General features: G+C 68.5%; 15 protein-coding genes and 1 pseudogene. 11 read left to right on the forward strand and 5 right to left on the reverse strand.

The features are described 5' to 3' along the window. Positions 1-170 precede the first annotated feature (170 nt). The 4 genes from ACIBNE_RS37005 (at position 171) to ACIBNE_RS37020 (ending at position 3,731) form a co-directional block, all read left to right on the forward strand. Positions 171-979 (forward strand): IS5 family transposase gene (locus tag ACIBNE_RS37005; RefSeq protein ID WP_399279677.1). Its coding sequence is split into 2 segments (ribosomal slippage): positions 171-521 and positions 524-979, totalling 807 coding nucleotides; the frame shifts between segments, so codons are not numbered across the junction. A gap of 539 nt (positions 980-1,518) precedes the next feature. After that, positions 1,519-2,148: a tyrosine-type recombinase/integrase gene (locus tag ACIBNE_RS37010; RefSeq protein WP_399279679.1), complete on the forward strand. Its 630-nt coding sequence runs from the start codon at positions 1,519-1,521 to the stop codon at positions 2,146-2,148. A 227-nt stretch (positions 2,149-2,375) separates the two neighbouring features. Further along, positions 2,376-2,582 carry a helix-turn-helix domain-containing protein gene (locus tag ACIBNE_RS37015; protein WP_399279681.1) on the forward strand — a complete coding sequence of 69 codons (207 nt, stop codon included), beginning with the start codon at positions 2,376-2,378 and terminating at the stop codon, positions 2,580-2,582. Between the two features lie 162 nt (positions 2,583-2,744). Next, positions 2,745-3,731, forward strand: a complete 987-nt coding sequence (locus ACIBNE_RS37020) for a tyrosine-type recombinase/integrase (protein ID WP_399279683.1) — start codon at positions 2,745-2,747, stop codon at positions 3,729-3,731. Positions 3,732-3,794: 63 nt separating this feature from the next. Here ACIBNE_RS37020 and ACIBNE_RS37025 read toward each other — a convergent pair whose 3' ends face one another. The 4 genes and pseudogenes from ACIBNE_RS37025 to ACIBNE_RS37040 form a co-directional block, all read right to left on the reverse strand. Continuing rightward, positions 3,795-5,246, reverse strand: a complete 1,452-nt coding sequence (locus ACIBNE_RS37025) for a hypothetical protein (RefSeq protein WP_399279685.1) — start codon at positions 5,244-5,246, stop codon at positions 3,795-3,797. 512 nt (positions 5,247-5,758) lie between these two features. Continuing rightward, positions 5,759-6,496, reverse strand: a pseudogene (locus ACIBNE_RS37030) (nucleotidyl transferase AbiEii/AbiGii toxin family protein). A gap of 11 nt (positions 6,497-6,507) precedes the next feature. Then, positions 6,508-6,876, reverse strand: a complete 369-nt coding sequence (locus tag ACIBNE_RS37035) for a hypothetical protein (RefSeq protein WP_399279686.1) — start codon at positions 6,874-6,876, stop codon at positions 6,508-6,510. A 298-nt stretch (positions 6,877-7,174) separates the two neighbouring features. Continuing rightward, complete coding sequence (locus ACIBNE_RS37040) at positions 7,175-10,573, reverse strand: type ISP restriction/modification enzyme (protein WP_399279687.1); 3,399 nt, start codon at positions 10,571-10,573, stop codon at positions 7,175-7,177. A gap of 507 nt (positions 10,574-11,080) precedes the next feature. On the opposite strand from ACIBNE_RS37040, the gene ACIBNE_RS37045 reads away from it, so the two are divergent. From ACIBNE_RS37045 to ACIBNE_RS37065, 5 genes are all read left to right on the forward strand, one after another. After that, positions 11,081-13,054 (forward strand): protein kinase, encoded by a 1,974-nt coding sequence (locus ACIBNE_RS37045; RefSeq protein WP_399279689.1) that lies wholly within the window; start codon positions 11,081-11,083, stop codon positions 13,052-13,054. Positions 13,055-13,271: 217 nt separating this feature from the next. Beyond that, a complete protein-coding gene (locus tag ACIBNE_RS37050; protein ID WP_399279691.1) occupies positions 13,272-13,691 on the forward strand; it encodes a cell division protein SepF in 420 nt (139 codons plus the stop codon). Positions 13,692-13,747: 56 nt separating this feature from the next. Continuing rightward, positions 13,748-14,905, forward strand: coding sequence for an ATP-binding protein (locus tag ACIBNE_RS37055; RefSeq protein ID WP_399279693.1), 1,158 nt, complete (start codon positions 13,748-13,750; stop codon positions 14,903-14,905). Beyond that, complete coding sequence (locus ACIBNE_RS37060) at positions 14,902-15,261, forward strand: nucleotide pyrophosphohydrolase (protein WP_399279694.1); 360 nt, start codon at positions 14,902-14,904, stop codon at positions 15,259-15,261. The genes ACIBNE_RS37055 and ACIBNE_RS37060 overlap by 4 nt, the downstream gene beginning before the upstream one ends. Before the next feature lie 125 nt (positions 15,262-15,386). Then, entirely contained in the window at positions 15,387-15,902 is a 516-nt protein-coding gene (locus ACIBNE_RS37065) for a DUF6099 family protein (RefSeq protein ID WP_399279696.1), read from the forward strand. 11 nt (positions 15,903-15,913) lie between these two features. Here ACIBNE_RS37065 and ACIBNE_RS37070 read toward each other — a convergent pair whose 3' ends face one another. After that, complete coding sequence (locus ACIBNE_RS37070; protein WP_399279847.1) at positions 15,914-16,183, reverse strand: hypothetical protein; 270 nt, start codon at positions 16,181-16,183, stop codon at positions 15,914-15,916. 246 nt (positions 16,184-16,429) lie between these two features. Between ACIBNE_RS37070 and ACIBNE_RS37075 the strand changes: the two genes are divergently transcribed. Continuing rightward, entirely contained in the window at positions 16,430-17,371 is a 942-nt protein-coding gene (locus tag ACIBNE_RS37075) for an LLM class F420-dependent oxidoreductase (RefSeq protein ID WP_399279698.1), read from the forward strand. Between the two features lie 58 nt (positions 17,372-17,429). Next, entirely contained in the window at positions 17,430-18,389 is a 960-nt protein-coding gene (gene mmuM / locus ACIBNE_RS37080; protein WP_399279699.1) for a homocysteine S-methyltransferase, read from the forward strand. Positions 18,390-18,524 lie beyond the last annotated feature (135 nt).

Genomic DNA, 18,524 nt, shown 5'->3' on the forward strand with positions numbered 1-18,524 from the left:
CACGTTCTGCACTGGTCACTCTGGCGACGTCGACGGCAGTTCCAGGCACGTGCCAGCCACTACAAACGACGCGGCCACACACCACCAGAAGCCAACCAACCATCACAACAAATACCGTTGCAGTATTAGAGACCATTTCAGTTGGCGTGATCTTGCGGGAGTCTGGGGTGATGACTGCTGCGCTTGTCGAGCGGATGGCGCCGGAAGACCTGTGGGAGTTGTTCCAGCGGGTGGTGCCGCCGGCACCGGTGCGCCCGCAGGGCGGAGGCCATCGTCGACGAGGTGACCGTGAGGTGCTGGCAGCGATCATCTTCGTGGCCACCTCGGTCTGCACGTGGAACCAATTGCCGCCCGGCTTCGGGCTGTCGGGGGTGACTGCCTTCCGCCGGTTCACCGAGTGGACCGAGGCCCGGGTGTGGGCCAAGCTCCACCGCCTGGTCCTGGACGAACTCGGCGCCCAGGGCGGGCTGGACTGGACGCGGTGTGCGATCGACTCCGTCAGTGTCCGGGCCCTCAATGGGAGCAGCTGACGGGACCGAATCCGACCGACCGCGGCAAAAAGGGATCGAAAATCCACCTCATCGTCGACCGGCAGGGCCTGCCCCTGTCGATCGGCATCTCCGCCGCCAACCTCCACGACAGCCAGGCCCTCATCCCGCTGGTCCGTGGCATCCCGCCCATCCGCTCCCGCCGCGGCCCGCGACGCCGAAGGCCCGGGAAACTGCACGGCGACAAGGGCTACGACTATCGCCATCTACGGCGATGGTTGGCTTCCCGTGGGATCCGGCACCGCCTCGCCCGCAGGGGCGTCGAGTCGTCCCAGCACCTGGGACGACACCGCTGGGTCGTGGAACGGACCGTGTCCTGGCTGTCCGGCTGCCGCCGCCTGCACCGCCGCTACGAGCGCAAGCCAGAACACTTCCTCGCCTTCACCGCCATCGCCGCAACCCTCATATGCCACCGCAGACTGGCCAAATGAAATGACGTCTAAGTCGACTACTCGGTGTGACGAGACCGCCTCGGTGCACACTCCCGAGCTATTGCGCATTCTGTGATGCGTCGTCGAAATGAAAGCCCTGCAGTCCGGGCTGCTGGGGTAATTTCCTCAGCCCCGAAGAGGGATCAGTTCTGCGGGTGGCCATGCGCGATAGAGCAGGCGCTTAGAAGGCGCCTGCTCTGCTCGTGAGCCCCTGTGGTGCACTTTGCCCTGATTTAGTGACTGTTGCGCAGTGAACTCTGCGCCCAGAAGTAGTTCGCCTACGGCAGACGTATTGGGTCGCCAAGGAACTGGATTAGTTCGGCTGCTTCAAGTGAACCTAGATGTCGGCGGGTTGGTCGCGGGGGTATGCAATCGGCATGGCGCGACAGGAAATTCTGCGCGGACCAGTGGGCGGTCCCCTGCCTTTTTAGCACGGGATCCCCGGTTACCGAAACCGGGGATCGTGTGGACGATTGTCGATGTGTCGGGCGGTCCTCGTGCGACGAATCCCCTATTTCTCTGAGGAGTTCACTGCTGTGATGGTCGATGCATTGAGTGAGGAATGGATACTTCCCGAGACGCGAGTCTTCTCGCTGCTGGATTGGATACGTCGGAGGCAGGCGGGCGGGAGCCGCTCGGTGCACCCCTTCCTGGCCACCGTGGCAGAGGGGGCACTTCGTCCGAGTGAAGCCCGTTCCCTGCGTGTTTGCGATGTTGTCCTTCGTTCGGATGGTTCTGGTGAGCTGACGGCTCGCTATCGAGGGCAAGCTCGAGTGGTTCCGCTGCGACTGGGGTTCGCCACGTTCCTGCGCGCGTGGATCGACGAGGCCGGTCTCCGCAAGGACGATCTGCTGTTCCCCGAAGCGCGCGGTGAGCGACTCGCGGTAGCCGCGTACATGGGGCTGTGGGAACAGGCGCAAGGGGCCGTGCTGCCGGACGACGAGCGGCTGGACTGGCGGTTGGGGGAGCCCGTCGACATCCTCCGCGAGTCCTCCTTGGTGCGGTGGCTGCGAATGGGGGTCGATGTCGCCACGGTGGCCGAGCTCGCCGGAGTGGCCCCCGCCTGGCTGGCGCTCCGCTACCCGTACTGCTTCCGTCTCGAAGCAACCGAGATCGCCTGGGAACGCCTTGCCCAGGCGACTGACCTGCCGGAGCTGACTGCGCGGTAAACCGGGGCGGCGCTCCGGCAGGTCAGTGGAGCGCCGCCGTCCGCCACCCACTTCCCCCACGCTCCCCGGTTCGCAGCCGACAGCATTCCTACCTGGCTCCTGTTTGCAGGAGCCCTGCGTCTCCGTGCCGCGCCCCGCCCCCGATAGGGCTTATCGGCCTTCACCGCGAACTGGCCTCGCGGCCGACTCGTCTCTGCCCCTTCACCCTCCCTGCCAAGGACTCGCCCATGCCTGCACGCCTGTTGTCCATTCCCGCCGTCGCCGCCGCCCTGGACGTCGACCGTCGCACCGTCTACCGCTTCATCGCCGCAGGCGACCTTCCGGTCGTCGATCTGCGCACGGGCACGAGCCGCTCGCGTATCCGCGTCCCGGCTGCCGGCCTCGACGACTTCATCTCCAACCGCGCAGTCACTGCACCGAGACCGCGCCGCTGACCCCGGCCCACCGAAGGGCCTTCCGCACTGACATGAGGAGTTGGGCTGTACCTACGCAAGTTGAAGACCGGTAACTGGCAGGCGACGGTTCGCAATCGGCTCGGTGATCGATTTAGCGAATCGTTTCCCCTCAAGACGCAGGCACGCGCTTGGGGGCTCGAGATGGAGACCCAATTTGCCCGCGGGGGCCTGCGCGACCCGCGTGTGGGTGAAACCTCGTTCCGTGACTGGCACGATCGGTGGTGGGACGCCCGCGTCGTCGAGCCCCACACCCTGCAGGGCGACGCGTCGAGCATCAAGAACCACGTCATGCCCCACTGGGCCGACTGGGAGATGCGGGCCATCACCCGCATGGATGTGCAGGGTTGGATCCGCTCCCTGATCGAGAAGGGGGTAGGGGCCGCGGCCATCAAGCGGTCCTACAACCTGACGTCCTCCATCATGCGCGCGGCCGTAGATGACGACGTGATCGCGGTGAGCCCCTGCCGCAGCATCGACCTGCCCCAGATCGCCGTCAAACCACCACAGTGGTTCACGCTCGACCAGGCGCAGAGCATCCTGGACGAACTCCCTCCCGTGTGGCGGACGATGTGCCTGCTCGGCTTCTACACCGGGCTGCGGTGGGGTGAGCTCTCCGGCCTTCACAGGCACCGCATCGACCAGCGTCGCTCCCGTCTGTTCGTCGTGGAGGTCAACACCAAGAGCGGCATCAAGGAGTACCCGAAGAGCTCCAAGAGCCGTCGGGAGGTGCCGCTCCCGCCCCACGTCCTGGAGACGGTTGAACGCCACATCCACCGGCTCGACCGGGACGCGATGGTGTTCACCACCCTCACCAAGGGCCGGGCCGGCCGCCTCCTCAACGACGGCAACTGGCGACGTCAGACCTGGTGGCCGGCCGTCGACAGCTCCTACTACTTCGACGATGACGGCGAGCAGCAGCTCGTCCCGCACTACCCGCCGCACTCCATGCGCCACACCTGCGCCTCATGGCTGGTCCAGAAGGGCGTCTCGCTGTACGAGGTCCAGCACCTCCTCGGCCACGAGAGCTTCCAGACCACCCAGCGCTATGCCCACCTTCAGCCCGACGCGCACAAGGCCGTGCTCGGCGCCTGGGAGCGGATGGAAGCACCGCTCACCATCGCTGCATAAATGATCCTTCGCCCTGTCCTGGATGGACAGGGCGAAGGCGTTTCTGTAAGGGGCGACCGCAGATCAGGGGAGCTCGTTGGTCGGCTCGTCCTCGACGAGCGTCCACCGGCCGTCGGCGTCGAAGGGCCACGGGTAGGCGTAGGTGTCGACCTTCGACAGCTCCCGCAGAACCTCCCGCTGGGCCGGGGGATCCGGCGGAGTCTGCAACTGGTGCTGCAACGGGTCGAGCTGTGCCGCATATGTTTCGGCCCACTCCAGCCACGCCGCATCCTCGGCCGGAACCGGTGTCCCGTCGGCGCGGACGCGGGCGGCCTGGCAGAACGCGCGGATTCCCGCGGCCTGTTGCCATGACCCGACCTGCTCGATCAGGCTCTTCGAGCGGTGCTGCTCGATCTGCTGCTTACGAGCCTGCGCGAGGGCCGCGTACCAGCGGCGCCGCCGCTCCGCCTCGAGGCGCGCCTGATCCTGCTCCCGTCGTTCTGCTTCGGCGGCGAGCCGTTCGACATCTTGTAGCAGAAGTCCCAGGCGGGACTCCAACGTCCAGCGTGCTCCGTCGCTGTAGGAGTACGAGTGCTGGTACCGGCTCTTGGCGGGGGCGCCGATAGCGAGGCGACCGTTGAACTCATCGTCGTACTTGGGTAGTCGGGTCCAAGGGTTGCGTTCTTGCTGGCGGAGTTCCTGTGGGGTCGGCTCGTGCGGGACTTTCGTCGTCCGCTCTGTGAGGGCGAGGGGAAAGGCGTGGCCCCGGATGGTGATGGCCAGTGTGTGCACAGCCTCACCGTCCTGCAGGTCGGTCTGGGTCTCGACTGCGTGACCGCGGCTCTCGGCTTCCGTCAGGAGTGCGTGCGCGACTCGTAGGGCACGGTCGGCGAGCGGACGCGACACGCGCAACGGGATGACCTCTGCCCGGCCTCGAGTGTCGACCGGACCCTGCGAACGACCCAAGGCTTTCCGCGTCGCAACGACAAGAGGGTGAGGGCGATTCAGGACCTCAGGTACGTCGATGGTCGGTACCGGCGGCGGCTGGGCGGCCTTCTCGGCCTCCTCGTCGACCAGTATGAAAACGCAGTCACCGCGCTGGCGGCCGTTCCACCGCACCTTGTGGTCGTCCGGCACGTGTCCGTGGTGCAGCGCGTCGTAATAGGCGGCCCGCCACCGCCCGCGAGTCTTCGGCCCGGGATCAGCGACCGTGATCTTTCTCCCTGAGGCCGACTTCAGACGGGAGACCAGTTCGGCCCCGCCGGCCGGGGCGAGCGCAGCTTGACCACCATCGCCCTCCAGTCGCTCCTTCTCCGCCCGTAGCTGCTGGGGATGCCTGCCGTGCTTGAGGAAGTAGCGGCCGTCCGCCGTCACCACGGCGACTTGCCCACTGCCACGCCACGTCCTCTTGACCAGCCCGCGCTGCTCCAGCGCCCAAGCCGTCTGTGAACGAGCCGGCGGGATCCGCATCGCCTCGGAAGCCGCCGCGATCTCGCGGAGCAATTCGGCCTGAGGCACGGACACGGCGTACTTCATGGTGTTGGCTCCACTGGACGGAGTGGCGGGTGGCCACCGTAGAGCGGACGGGCCGCAGCCGAAGCTCCAGGGTCGCTCGTACGAGTGCCTCACGCCGATCCCGCCCATCGTCAACGGAAGCCGGTGTAGTAGGCAGCTTGGGGAGGTGCTCAGCTCGGGCGTGTCCCTCACACGTCGGCTCGGGCGCGGGCGGCGAGCCGGGGGAAGACGTCCTCCCACACGGTGCGCACCGTGCGGCTGGCGAGCGTGCGCAGTACCGGCCACAGCTGGAGGAGCAGTTTCTGGTTGAGCTAGCGGGGCAGGTCGTCGCGCAGGTCCTCGTGCAGGACAGTGAGGTACAGGCCCATGCGCTGGCGCGGGTTGCCTGCTCTCCAGAGAGGCCCGGACCGGTGGGGTGTCTGCCCGCGAGCCGCCGTCAGAACCCGGTAGGGAGATCCCGCACGGTCGGGCGCCCACGCCCGGAGCGTGGCTGCTGGACAGGCGCCTTCGGTGGCGCTATGCGGGTCGAGAACTCAGTTCTCGTACTCGTCCGGGTCGAAACTGCCGTGCGGATCATCCTGTACGGATCCGGCTTCGCCGTACCCCTTCTCGTACGGGTTCTCGGCCGCGGCCTGGCGTGCCATGGCATCGGACCAGTCGCGGGCCCAGATGCGCAGGTCGGCGATGGTCTGGTCGTCGAGTCCGTACGCGGCGAACTCGGTGTCGTCGATCCAGTCGGCGCCGGCCAGGCGGGCCTGGAGTTCGGCGGGGCCGAAGAGGGTGTCGGGGCGGGCGTGGCGGCGGCCGAATTCTTCGAGGTCGGCGGTGGTCCAGCGGTGGGAAGCGGCGTGGACGTCGATGAGGTCGCGGGCGGCGCCGCGTTCGGCGATGGCGCGGACCTTGGTGCCGATGACGTCCTGCTCGGACAGGACGGGACCGTAGGAGGTCGGGACGGTGGGGTGCCAGAAGACCTCCTTGAGGATGTCGACCTCGCACTCCTGACCGCTGTCGGGATCGGTGACCAGGAAACGGGAGGAGAGCGGGGAGACCTCGATGGTCTCGGCCCGCCATCCGAGCCGGGTCAGACCGTCGACCAGGTAGTGGGCGATGTCGGCCATGGGGGCGGGGTTCTGGGTGGCGACGTCCAGGTCCTGGCTGGGGCGGTCGACGAGCTAGTGGGCCTGGACGGCGTAGCCGCCGGTCAGCACCAGCGGGTAGGGCGAACCGAGAGCGAGGACGTCTTCGAGGAGCCGGGCGTGCAATTCCGGCATCGGTGGTTTCTTCACGCGGCGGTGGTCCGGCCTGCTTCACGCAGTTCGGGGAACGCGCCCTCCCAGGCGTCGCGGACGGCGGTGCCGATCAGGGTGCGCAGAGTCGGCCATAGTTCGATGAGCAGGTCGGCGTCGAGGAAGCGGCACAGGTCCTCGCGCATGCCCTCGGACAGCACCGTGCGGTACAGGCTCATCCGCAGCCGCGGCCGGTCCAGGTCGAAGGAACGCAGCCCAGACCAGGCCACCGTCAGCGGCAGCTCGACCACGCCGCGCACCGGCCCGCGCAGCTCGTCCAGGGAGCCGGGCAGCCGCCGTACGAACTTGATCCGGTACGGGTCGGCGACGCCCGGGGCGAGTGCGGCGGCTTCGGAGAGCGACATAGGGTCGATTATTCCTGATTGAGGCCCGTTGGCGGGGACAGTCTGATGTCCAGGTCCAGATTGCTCGGGGATCTGGCGAGGGAGGGGCAGAGCGGGGATTGGTTCGCCCGCCGTGACGCTCGTTTGACGCTCATGGCCCCTGTGAGGCCGTCGGTGAGGCGGGAGAATCATGATTGACCTGCGGTCTTCTCTGCTCCCGTCCAGGCCGACACCTTCCCGATGACGCAGCACTTGGAGTGCGTGGCGATCCTGGAGCCGGTGAGGTAGGACGCCTGATCTGCGGGGCTACGCCTGGACGTCAGGCACCTGAGTGGGGGTGTAAGTGCGGGAAGTCAAGGCTCTCCTGGTCAGGGCCAGGAGAGCGCCGAGACCTTCGCGGAGGTTTCGGTTCCCTGGTCGCATAGGCGGGGACGGGCAGGATGCCCTCGCCCCGTAGGTCGTCGATGCTGATGAGTGGGCCGTTGCACACGGAGTCCAGCAGTTGGGCCTGTCGGGGTTCGAGGGCTACGAGGAGCCCGAGTGCGTTGATGAGGTCGAGGAGGTCAACGGTCCACCGAGCAGGCCAGGTCGGGGGCAGGATGTCGTTCAACGGGGTCTGCCGTTCCACGTCTGGCTTGCGCTTGCGGAAGCCGAACCACTTGCGGATCACCCGCACCCCGCCGATCCGGTAGCCCCAGACCTCCGGTGCCACGGGAAGTATACGGCCCGTGCCCACAGTGAGGGTTCGTGTGGACGCATCGTAGGAGATGTCCTCAGGCAGCTCGTCGTCCTCTCCGATCACGGAAATGCATTCCGGTTGCTCCTGCGGGGGAAGCCTCGGGGTCGATCCAGGCGAACCGACGTGGTGGGACGCGAAGCGCTGGCCGTACGTGTGGATCCACACCGTACGCCTGCCCACTTCCACGAGCTCGGCCCAGAGTGCCGGGTCGCGCGTCACAGGGATGTGGGCACCCCGCTCGGCGAGGTTCGCGGCGAAGCGGCAGGTGTAGCCGCTGTGGCCGGCTATTCCAGCGATGTACGCGAAGAGGTCCTCGGCGGTGACGGTCGCGCCATGCGTTTTGGCGAGCAGCCGCAGCAGGCCAGGGGTCACGTTCGGTTCAGCCTGGTGGGGGTGGCGGTAGAGAGGGGCGACGCGGCCGCCTTCCGTGCCTTTGAAGTGATGGATGTCGGGCAGAAGGGCGGTGAAGCTCACCGCCGGGCCGGGGCGGCCTGACTCCGTGTGGAGTTCGGACAGGTAGATCTGGCGCTGGTCGTTGTGGGCGAACCACAAGGCCGGCCGTGGCCGGTCGATCACTCTCCGGTCCGCGATTACGTACTGTCGATCGAGGGTCATGCGTCCGTACGGGACAACGACCGGAACCGTTTCCTCCTCCTCGATGAGGGTGCCCCTCTCCTGCTGGCCGGGCAGGGGTGGTTCGAGCTTGTCCGGTCGGCGGTCTCCGGTGCTCTTCATCAGCGCTGCCTTGGCCTCTACCGGAGCCTGGACGAGCCTGCGCCAGCGGTCTTCCAGAACGCCCCGGCTGGGTGAGGCGGGCCAGCTCCGGTTGTTCTTGTTGCCGGAGCTCGTCCAGGGCAACAGGGCGTCCACCGATGGCATTGCCGACCACTCGGAGTCGGACGTCACGTGAAAGGGCGCGGTCCACTGTGTGGGGCAGAGCTGCCAGGAGGTCCCGTCGCGGTGGCCGTCGATGCCCAGCCCTTCCAGCCAGGTGAACTTTTCCTCGCGTGTGCCTGCGGGGACGTCGAGTCGCCGTACCCGCGCCGGTGTACCCGTGTTCGGGGCGCCATGGCGGACGAAGACGGCGATGCAGATCTCCCGTTTGACGTCCTGGAAGACACGGGTGCCCGAGTTGGAGTAGGCGCCCTCGGGGGAGAGGCCGATGACCCAGCCCTCGTCTGCGGCCTCGCGCAGGTAGTGGCGCATGCCGGCCGAGCCCTCACTGTCCAGGTATCCGGAGTTGGTGATGAGAGCGACGATCCCACTGGGGGCCTTCGGCGCTCCAGAGGCGGTCAACTGGTCGAAGACCTTCCAAGTGGACCACGCCCAGAAATAGACGTAGAGGTTGTCGAGGGCGTATCCGACGCGCCCGTTGTCCTCTGGGTGGAAGCGGGCGAGGATCGGCCCCTGGCCGTTCGGGTTGCCCTCGGTGACCCAGCGTCCGACGCCCGACTGTCTCGCACCCCGCAGGTAGGGCGGATTGCCGATTACCACCATGACCCTCTCGTCCGCCTTGACCTTGTTCGCCATTCGGCGGTGGCGGGCGATCGCCTCGTACATGAAGCCCAGGTGGTGCTCGATGGCGGGATCGTCAAGTGTGTCGGCCACCAGGAGCCTAGGCGGGCGGCGCGCGACATCGGCATCGTGGGACCGGAAGGCGTGGTGCACGCGGAGTTCAGCGACCGCGTACGGCCCAGTCTGTTTCTCCAGGCCGACCAACCGACCCGAGAGTTCCCGGAGAAGCCCGGACTTGAGTGCCCTGCCGTACTTCAGTGACAGGGACTTGGCGACGTGGTCGATGATGTTGATGAGGAAGGTTCCGGTACCCATGGCAGGGTCGACGACGGTGACGTCCTCGCTTCCGTACCCGTCCTCCTGGCCGAGCCGGTCACGCAGTACCTCGTCAGTGAAACCGACCATGAAGCGGACGACCTCGCCAGCCGTGTAGTACGTACCTGTCCGCCGTCGTAGTTCTGGGTCGTAGGCGCCAAGAAAGCCCTCGTACAAGTGGAGGTAGGCGTCTCCGGTCTCGTCCTTGAACATCTCAGGATCGACGGCCGATATGACATCGATCAACGGGTCGATGACGCCTCGCAGATCGTCGAGGGCGTCGTCCGTCAGTACCGCCAGCGCCTTGCCCATCAAGGAATGTCGCTTGCCCAGTCGGATCGCGACCTCGGGGAGCGTGAGCCTGCCAAGATCAATGTGCTCAAGGCGAGCCAGCAGCATGGCAAACGTCAGCGTCTGACTGTATTGGTCCGCGAACTCTTCCGGGCGGGCGTCGGGGAAGAGCAAGTCCTTCCAGTTGTCGGCCAGGATCGAGAACGCAGCGTCAGCCTCCCCGTGCTCCTCGCGAGTGAGGCGTTCGGTGACTTCGTCACGCAGCAGGGCGCAGATACCCGCGATTCGTTTGACCAGTTCGTTGACACTGTCGTGGACGATGGGCGCCGGAAGGAAGAAGTGCGTGAGGGCGCGCTCGAACCCGGTGTCCGCGACGACGAGTTGTCGGCTACCGGCATCGAGGTCTCCGACCAAGATTCCGGTCGGGCCCACCTGTACGCCGAAACGGTAGACCGCCCACTGGTACCCGTCGGTGTACAGCACATTGTGAAGTGCTTTGATCTTCTCCCACTGCTTGCGGTCGTGGCTCTTCGCCGGCCACTGTTCCGGATCGGCCCCTGAGCCCGGCTGCTTCAGTTCGACGTGTCCTATGGTCCTGCCGCTACAGGCAATGGCGAAGTCGGGTCGGATCCCAAGCTCCTTGACGCGACTCTGACCGTGGACGATGAGTGTGATGCGTTGTCGCGAGGCCATGCCGCGCAGTAGATGCTCCACCGGCGCGGTCAGGCTGTCTTCCCTGCTGCTGACCGCCCCTGCGGGACCTTGCAGCTTGCCCCTGACCTCGTCGCCGAATTGAGCGACGAGGTTCGCGACCGATTCGATCGTTCCCTTTTCCGACCAGATGCCCCTTCTTGCCATCGGCCCCCCATGGTTGCACCACGCCGACGATCAGACCTATACAGGATGCCCATGACGTACCAAGCTGCAAACACCGGTTGATGTAGGTTGATTGGAGATATTTAGTCAAGAGTGCCTGCAAACTGACGTGGCTTGCACGCTTGTCAGGCGAGACTTCCGGGCGTTCGCCCCATTGGAGTGCGTGGCGGTCTCGGAGCCAGTGAAGTAGGTCTCTCTGCCTGGCTTCACGGCGCTGCGGGGTGTTGCGGGTGGCATCTCGCCGCGCGGTGTGTGTCGGCGAGCAAGGTGCACCACAGCGAGTGCGGTGAGCGGGTCTCGTCCGCACTGTTTCGCGTTGGGCGCCTCGCGGGCGGGGCGTACCGACCAATGTTCGGGAAGACAAGGCATGTTGCTTCGGTGCACGGCTAACATCCAGCTTCCAGGCGTCAGTACGCGTCCGGCCCTCGGCCTGCCGCGCGTTCGAGGGGGAGCGGAAGCCCGGTGAGTAGCGCTCGTTCTGATGGGCGGGTGTCGGCTGCCCGCCCCGGTGATCCCAAGCGCGTCGGGCCGTATCGGATCATCGGTCGTCTCGGAGCGGGCGGCATGGGGACCGTGTACGCGGGCCTCGACTCCGTCGGCCTACGGTTCGCGGTCAAGGTAGTTCACCCCGCACAGGCTGACGACGCGGAGTTCCGAGCCCGTTTCCGCAGGGAGGTCCAGCTCTCGGGGCGTGTCCAGGGACCGTGCCTCGTGCCCCTGATCGCGGCAGATGCCGAAGCCGCGTCGCCCTGGCTGGCCACTGAGTACGTCCCAGGACCCACCCTCGATCGGTACATCGCCGTGCACGGTCCGCTGGCCGGTGGAACCTTGTACGCCTTTGCCACCGGTACGGCCCAGGCGCTCGCGGCCATTCATGCTGCTGGAGTCGTCCACAGAGACGTCAAGCCGCAGAACGTCGTCCTCACCCCTGTCGGCCCCCGCGTCCTGGACTTCGGCATCGCTCATGCCGCCGACGGCACCTCCGTGACGCGTACTGGCGTTCTGACCGGTACACCGGGCTGGATCAGCCCTGAGCATTACCGCACGGGTACGACAGGTTCCGAGGGAGACATGTTCGTCTGGGGCGCCCTCGTCGCCCTCGCGGCGACAGGGCGCGCTCCCTTCGGAGCGGGCGCCCCCGACGCGGTGGCCTACCGCGTCATGTCCGAAGAGCCTGACCTGCACGGCCTTCCCGGCGACCTTCGCGCAGTCGTGAGCAGCGCGCTCGCCAAGGAGCCGGGTAGCCGGGTCACCGCGCGGGCTGCCGCCGAGGAGTGTGTTGCCCTCCTTGCGGCTCAGGCCACGCAAGTCGCCCCAGCCGTTGCGGAACCGACGCTGGCGAGCGATCTCGTCACAGCTCAGTGGGACGTCCCCACCGAGGACGACCCGGGCTGGAGACGCCCAACTCGTCCGAGCGTGCGCCTCATCGGCATCGCGGTGGCCGTGGGAGCTGCCATAGGTGGTCTGGCAGGCGGGGTGTTGGCGTTGCAGCCCGACGGTACAGAGACGACTTCGTCGAGCTCACGCCCTTATGCCGACGGATCCCACGCCACAACGGCGGCCATGGCGCCTTCCGCTCCACCCACAGCGGGTACCCGGGCTCAGGCGGGCCCGGCGTCGTCTCCTTCGCCTGCGAATACGGACGCCGATGCGAACGAGGCAACGATCAGCACGTGGCGTGCGGCTCGTCGCGCCAAGGGAGAGGCAGAGATCGAGACCGGGAGTGCACTCGGACACGACATCGGCATCGGCGTGGGCGAGGATTACGGCTACATCGGCGAATACGACGTGAGCTATGCCCCGTCCCGGAGGGAGATCTACATAGCCATCAGCGGCCCGACCGTGGAACCGTACGTCGTGCAAGAGGTGGCTGAGAATGCCTGCTCGACCCTGGCCATGATGGCGGGCCTTTACAAGGACCTCCCGTACGACGAGTACGTCTTGGTCGACAACACTGCTCCTGCGTCACCGGTGATCGTGTGGGAAGACGACTTCCGTGCCAACATCGGCTGCATCACGCAAGCCGTCGATCGCAGCGCTGCCGACTCCAGGCAGGCCCCGGACTGGCGCCCCACCGAAGAAGGCCTGGCCGCGGCGCGGATCCCCAGCGTCGACAAGCGTGAGATCAGGGTGGCGACCGAGGCGGTTCACCGGCTCTTCGCCGACTGGAACGCCAACTCGCGGCTGCTCGACGACCCCCGCTACATCAGTGATGAGAACACGAGCATCGGCTTCGCCCCGCACGAAGGCGTGATGTACGTGTGGGCCACGAAGCCAGAGTGGGACCGGAGCACGCGGGAGCAGTGGGGTGTGGCGGCCGCTGACACAGCCTGCCAGGTCGTCCTTGCGGAATCACGAGCCGGACAGGGGTGGACCTACTCCCAATATGCGGTGGCGGTTCTCGACGGCGCTGGAGGCACCGAGTTCCTGCGCTGGGGCACGGCCACCGACTGTACGAGTTGATCTTCACCGGAGGAGTGCGGCGGACGGGGTGGCGTCGACTCTCTGTGCGTCCTGCTCACTCTTGCGGGTGATGCGCACTTCACCGTCCGTGCGCTGCTGTGCGAGCTGGTGCTGGAGGGGTGGGCGGGGGGCGGGAGCGGCAGGGGATCGTGCACATATGTCTCGGTGAACCGTGTCGGTGTTGGGCCGATCGAGTGAAGCGCGGGATTATGGCCCCATGAGCAGGTACGAGAGGTACGACGTGACCGACGAGCAGTGGGAGGGCCTGGCACAGGTCGTGCCGTTGCGCGGCCGCAACGAGTGGCCGTCCCGGGTGGACCACCGCACCATCCCGCAGGACTACATGGACTCCGCCGCGGAGCAGCGCCGCTTCGTCGTGCTGCGCGTGCAGATCTTCGCGGACGCGCGCGAGGTCGCCGAGTACCTGATGGCGCAGATTCCGGTGCTGCTCGACCTGACCGGCGCCGACAGCGAGGTGGCGAAGCGGATCCTGGACTTCAGCAGCGGCATCGTCTTCGGGCTCGGCTGCGGCATGCACCGCGTCGACCGCAACGTCTTCCTGCTCGCGCCCGTCGGCACGGAGGTCGCTGGCATCGCCGCGGCGAGCGTGGCGCCCGAGGCCGTCGCCCGATCGTAGGAAGGTGGTCAAGGCGTAACGGTTCGCCACTCCCGGGGCTGCATACGGTCCGGAGCATGGATGCCTACAGCACCAACTGCGCCACGCTTCCCGGGCGCCCCACCCGTCCCGTCCTCAGCGAACTGCGCCTCTCCGCCTTCAAGGCGCACCGCGGCGCGGCCTTCGCGCTGGGCCCGTTGACGCTCCTGACAGGGTCGAGCGGCAGCGGCAAGTCCAGCGTGCTCCAGGTGTACGAGGCGCTGGGGCGCCTCGCCTCGGGAGCCGAGCTCGCCGACGTCTTCCCCGACCCCGTCGGGTGCGTGCCCGAGCGGGCGGGCGCCGACGCGCAGGGCAGGCGGGGCTTCCGGATCGGCTGCACCGTCGAGGGGCCCCAGGGGCCGGTGCTGCTCGACCTCGCGGTGCAGGCGGAGCCCGAACTGCGCATCGTCGGGGAGCGGCTGACCAGCGCCGGACAGACCCTGCTGAGCACGGCGTTACGGGACCCGGGGCGCCCTTCCGTCGAAGCGGCCTGGTACACGGCGGGCACCGTGCCCGTCACCAAGGCGCCGTTCCCCGACGACCGGCTGGGCACCGCGCTCCTGCCCCTGCGGGTGGCGGGCAAGACGGCGGGGCAGTTGCAGGTGCTGGCCGCCGCCGAGCAGGCCGTCGTGGCGCTGCGCTCGGTGTTCGCCTGCGACCCCCAGCCCGGCCGGATGCGGGCGCCCGTACCGCTGGGGGAGGGGCGGCTGCGGCGCGGCTGCGACAACCTCGCCGAGGTGCTGTGGCGGACGCGCGCCGAATGCGCGAAGCGGCACGCGATGCTGGCGGCGGCCGCCCGCGCGGGATGCGCGGGTCCCGTGGCCGAGCTGGCGGCGCGACGGCTGGCGGACGGCACGGTGCGCGCGGTGCTCGACCGGGGCGCGCAGCGCGCGGACACTCCGCTGGGCCGGCTCGGCGAGGGCGAACTGCGCTTCCTGGCCCTGGCGCTGGTGCTGCTGACGGGGCCGGGCGTGCTGGCCGTCGACCAGGTCGCCGAGCTGCTTCCCGCGCGGCAGTCGCTGATGGTGCTGGCCGACGGGCTCGACCGCTCGCTGGACCGGCGGCAGGCGGGGGAACTGCTGGGGCTTGCCGTCAAGGCGAGCGAGCACGGGCACATCAGGCTGCTGGGCACGGTGGCCGACGCGGCGGCCGCGCGGCGGACGCCGGGAGTGACGGTGGTAGACCTGGAGCCGTGACCGAACATGATGTGCGCGCGTTGCAGCGCAGGCTCGCCGACTTCGCCGCCGCGCGCGACTGGCAGCCGTACCACACGCCCAAGAACCTCGCGACGGCACTCAGCGTCGAGGCGTCCGAACTGGTCGAGATCTTCCAGTGGTTGACGCCGGAGGAGTCCGAGAAGGTGATGGAGGAGCCGGAGTCGGCGCACCGGGTGGCCGACGAAGTGGCCGATGTGCTGGCGTACCTGCTGCAGTTCTGCGAGGTGTTGGGGGTCGATCCGCTGGCGGCGCTGGCCGCCAAGATCGACCGGAACGAGCTTCGATTCCCAGCCTCGAAGGGCCCTCAGAGACCTCTTCGTCACTCTCCGGAGTGAGCTGGTTATCCACAACCGGCTTTGTGTCCACAGATTTCCGAATTCCCCTGGCCTTTCTGCTCACATTCACTCACTCTGGGTAATGAACTGGCAGAAGGTGTTGTCGACATGGACGGGGGCGGCGCATGGATGCGGAGCGACTCATCGGAGTATGCCGCCACACACTGGCGCAGAGCCGGGGCGCGCTGGAGATCGTGGCGGAGGCCTGGCAGGCCCAGGCGCTCGCCCAGGCGATCGGCAGCCGCATAGCGGTGGACGGTCCGCCCGAACTGAGAGGCGAGGCGCGAGACTTGAGCGAGCTGGGCGGGCGGGGCTGCGGAGTGCTCGACCTCCAAGTGCTGCGCACCGGCGGGATAAGGGCGGTGCAGCTGACCGGAGTGGCCGATCCGCGCGCGGCGTTGAACGGGCTCTGCGCGCTGCTGGGGGAGGTGGGGATAGCGCTCGTCGGTGTCGCGTGCGACACCGACGACGAGGGGCTCTACTGGCAGTGCATCGAGGCCATCGACGCGGCCGACGAGTCCACCGACCGGGCGCGCGGAATGCTGCGCAGGCTCGCGGACCGGGACCGGAGCAGACCGCTGCGCGTGGTGTGGGACGGGGCGAAGCCGCCCGACCCGGCGGACTCGGCGGCGGGGTCGTGAGAGCCGCGCGGTCAGCGGCCCGGTTCGCCGTCCGGACGGTCGGTGGAGGCGGTGGTGTCGGCGGGGGCGGTGGTGGTGTGCGCGCCGGAGCCGGGTGCGGCGGCTTCGGGGGCGGTCCGGTCCGCCGGTCCGCGGTCGACGGAGGACTGGAGGTCGGCGTCGAGCTGGGAGAGGTCGGCGTTGAGCGCCGCCATCAGCTCCTCCATCTGCTGAAGCAGCCCCTTGGGGGCACCGTCCCGCTGCTCGGGTACGGCCTGGTCGGGCACGGCTTCCTGGGACATGGCGGCCTCCTCGGCCCTGGCCGTCCCCGCGAGGGGACGGCATTCGCAAGACACGCACCGGCTGCGGCCGCCGACGCGCGGGCCGGGCGGTCCGGCTCCGCCACCGGAAACGATCGCACGGGGGCAGCGGTCACGTGCCGGGATGCGCGAGGGCCACCAGGTTGACGGATATTCACCCGACTGAGCCGGTGCGGGCGTGGAGCGGGAGGTGAGGTTGACGGCAGTTCGAAGGTGCAGGATGGAACCATGGATCTTCGCATCTTCACGGAGCCCCAGCAGGGGGCCGACTACGACACTTTGCTCACCGTCGCCAAGGCGACCGAGGAGCTCGGCTTCGACGCGTTCTTCCGCTCCGACCATTACCTCCGCATGGGATCGGCCGACGGGCTGCCGGGTCCGACCGACGCCTGGATCACCCTCGCCGGGCTCGCGAGGGAGACCAAGCGGATCCGCCTCGGCACCCTCATGACGGCGGGGACCTTCCGGCTCCCTGGCGTGCTGGCGATCCAGGTCGCCCAGGTCGACCGGATGTCGGGCGGCCGGGTCGAGCTGGGGCTGGGCGCGGGCTGGTTCGAGGAGGAGCACCAGGCGTACGGCATCCCGTTCCCGCGCGAGAAGTTCGGCCGTCTGGAGGAGCAGCTCGCGATCGTCACCGGCCTGTGGGGGACGGAGGTCGGCAAGACGTTCTCGTACGAGGGGAAGCACTACCGGCTGACCGACTCGCCCGCCCTGCCCAAGCCCGCGCAGGACAAGGTGCCGGTGCTGATCGGTGGACACGGTGCGACCAGGACGCCCCGGCTGGCCGCGCGGTACGCCGACGAGTTCAACATCCCCTTCGCCTCGATCGAGGACAGCGAGCGGCAGTTCAAGCGGGTGCGGGAGGCGGCCGCCGCGATCGGGCGCGACGCGGACGAGCTGGTGTACTCCAACGCGCTGGTGGTGTGCGTCGGCAAGGACGACGCGGAGGTCGCCCGGCGGGCGGCGGCGATCGGACGGGAGGTGGAGGAGCTGAAGGCGAACGGTCTCGCGGGCTCGCCCGCCGAGGTCGTCGACAAGATCGGCCGGTACGCGGAGATCGGTGCGTCCCGGGTGTACCTCCAGGTGCTGGACCTGGACGACCTGGATCACCTGGAGCTGATCTCGGCACAGGTCCAGTCGCAGCTGGGCGCGGTCGAGAGGAGGGGGTAGGCGAGGGAGGCGAACGGGGTCGGCCGGGAGAGCGTGGAGAGAGGGACGGGGCGTTGTCGTGAAGCCCGTGCGTACGTTGGCCCAGGCGCTGGCCCAGGCCCAGGCGCTGGCGGAGGTCGGGGCCGTCGCCGGAGCCGTGGACGGTGTGCGGAGCGGTGCGGGCCGGCCGCTCGTGCTGGACGGCGGCCTCTCCAACCAACTGGAGTCCCAGGGCTGCGACTTGGGTGACGCCCTCTGGTCCGCCCGGCTCATCGCCGACGATCCCGGGCAGATCGAGGCCGCGCACGGGGCGTACGTGCGGGCGGGCGCGCAGGTGCTCATCACGTCCAGCTACCAGGCGACGTTCGAGGGCTTCGCGCGACGGGGCATCGGGCGCGGGGAGGCCCGCGCCCTGCTTGCCCGGAGCGTCGAACTGGCTCGCCGGGCGGGGGGCTCCGTGGACCACGAGGTCTGGGTGGCGGCCTCGGTCGGGCCCTATGGCGCGATGCTCGCGGACGGCAGCGAGTACCGGGGGCGGTACGGGCTGTCCGTGCGGGAGCTGGAGCGCTTCCACCGGCCCCGGATCGAGGCGCTGGTGGAGGCGGGGCCCGACGTGCTGGCACTGGAGACGGTGCCGGACGTGGTGGAGGCGGAGGCGCTGCTGCGGGCGGTGGACGGGGTGGGGGTGCCGGTCTGGCTCTCGTACAGCGTGGCGGGGGAGCGGACGCGGGCTGGGCAGGGGCTGGCCGAGGCGTTCGGGGTGGCGGCCGGGGTCGACCAGGTGATCGCGGTGGGCGTCAACTGCTGTGCGCCGGAGGACGTGCGGGGCGCGGTGGAGACGGCGGTCGCGGTGACGGGGAAGGCGGGGGTGGCGTACCCGAACAGCGGGGAGCGGTGGGACGCGGGGGAGGGGGCGTGGCGCGGGGGCTCGACGTTCACCCCGGCGGGGGTGCGGGAGTGGGTGGAGGTCGGGGCGCGGTTGGTCGGGGGGTGCTGTCGGGTGGGGCCGGGGGAGATCTCGGGGTTGGCGGGGCAGTAGGGGGCGTTGCTTTGCGGGGTTCGTTGCGCGGGGCGGGGTCCGTTGCGCGGGGTGGGGGCCGCTGCGCGGGGCGTCCCCCACCCCGCCCCTTCCCGAAGACCTGCCGGTGGCTGGGTGGGGCTTGGGGCGAGTCCG

This window comes from Streptomyces sp. NPDC050504, from assembly GCF_044458065.1.
GTDB lineage: Bacteria > Actinomycetota > Actinomycetes > Streptomycetales > Streptomycetaceae > Streptomyces.

Coding starts and splice junctions, on each gene's coding strand:
- ACIBNE_RS37025 (WP_399279685.1), bottom strand. CDS start 5,246: ATGAAGTACGCCGTGTCCGTGCCTCAGGCCGAATTGCTCCGCGAGATC.
- ACIBNE_RS37065 (WP_399279696.1), top strand. CDS start 15,387: ATGGATGCGGAGCGACTCATCGGAGTATGCCGCCACACACTGGCGCAG.
- ACIBNE_RS37070 (WP_399279847.1), bottom strand. CDS start 16,183: ATGTCCCAGGAAGCCGTGCCCGACCAGGCCGTACCCGAGCAGCGGGAC.
- ACIBNE_RS37020 (WP_399279683.1), top strand. CDS start 2,745: ATGGAGACCCAATTTGCCCGCGGGGGCCTGCGCGACCCGCGTGTGGGT.
- ACIBNE_RS37075 (WP_399279698.1), top strand. CDS start 16,430: ATGGATCTTCGCATCTTCACGGAGCCCCAGCAGGGGGCCGACTACGAC.
- ACIBNE_RS37010 (WP_399279679.1), top strand. CDS start 1,519: ATGGTCGATGCATTGAGTGAGGAATGGATACTTCCCGAGACGCGAGTC.
- ACIBNE_RS37040 (WP_399279687.1), bottom strand. CDS start 10,573: ATGGCAAGAAGGGGCATCTGGTCGGAAAAGGGAACGATCGAATCGGTC.
- ACIBNE_RS37050 (WP_399279691.1), top strand. CDS start 13,272: ATGAGCAGGTACGAGAGGTACGACGTGACCGACGAGCAGTGGGAGGGC.
- ACIBNE_RS37035 (WP_399279686.1), bottom strand. CDS start 6,876: ATGTCGCTCTCCGAAGCCGCCGCACTCGCCCCGGGCGTCGCCGACCCG.
- ACIBNE_RS37015 (WP_399279681.1), top strand. CDS start 2,376: ATGCCTGCACGCCTGTTGTCCATTCCCGCCGTCGCCGCCGCCCTGGAC.
- ACIBNE_RS37055 (WP_399279693.1), top strand. CDS start 13,748: ATGGATGCCTACAGCACCAACTGCGCCACGCTTCCCGGGCGCCCCACC.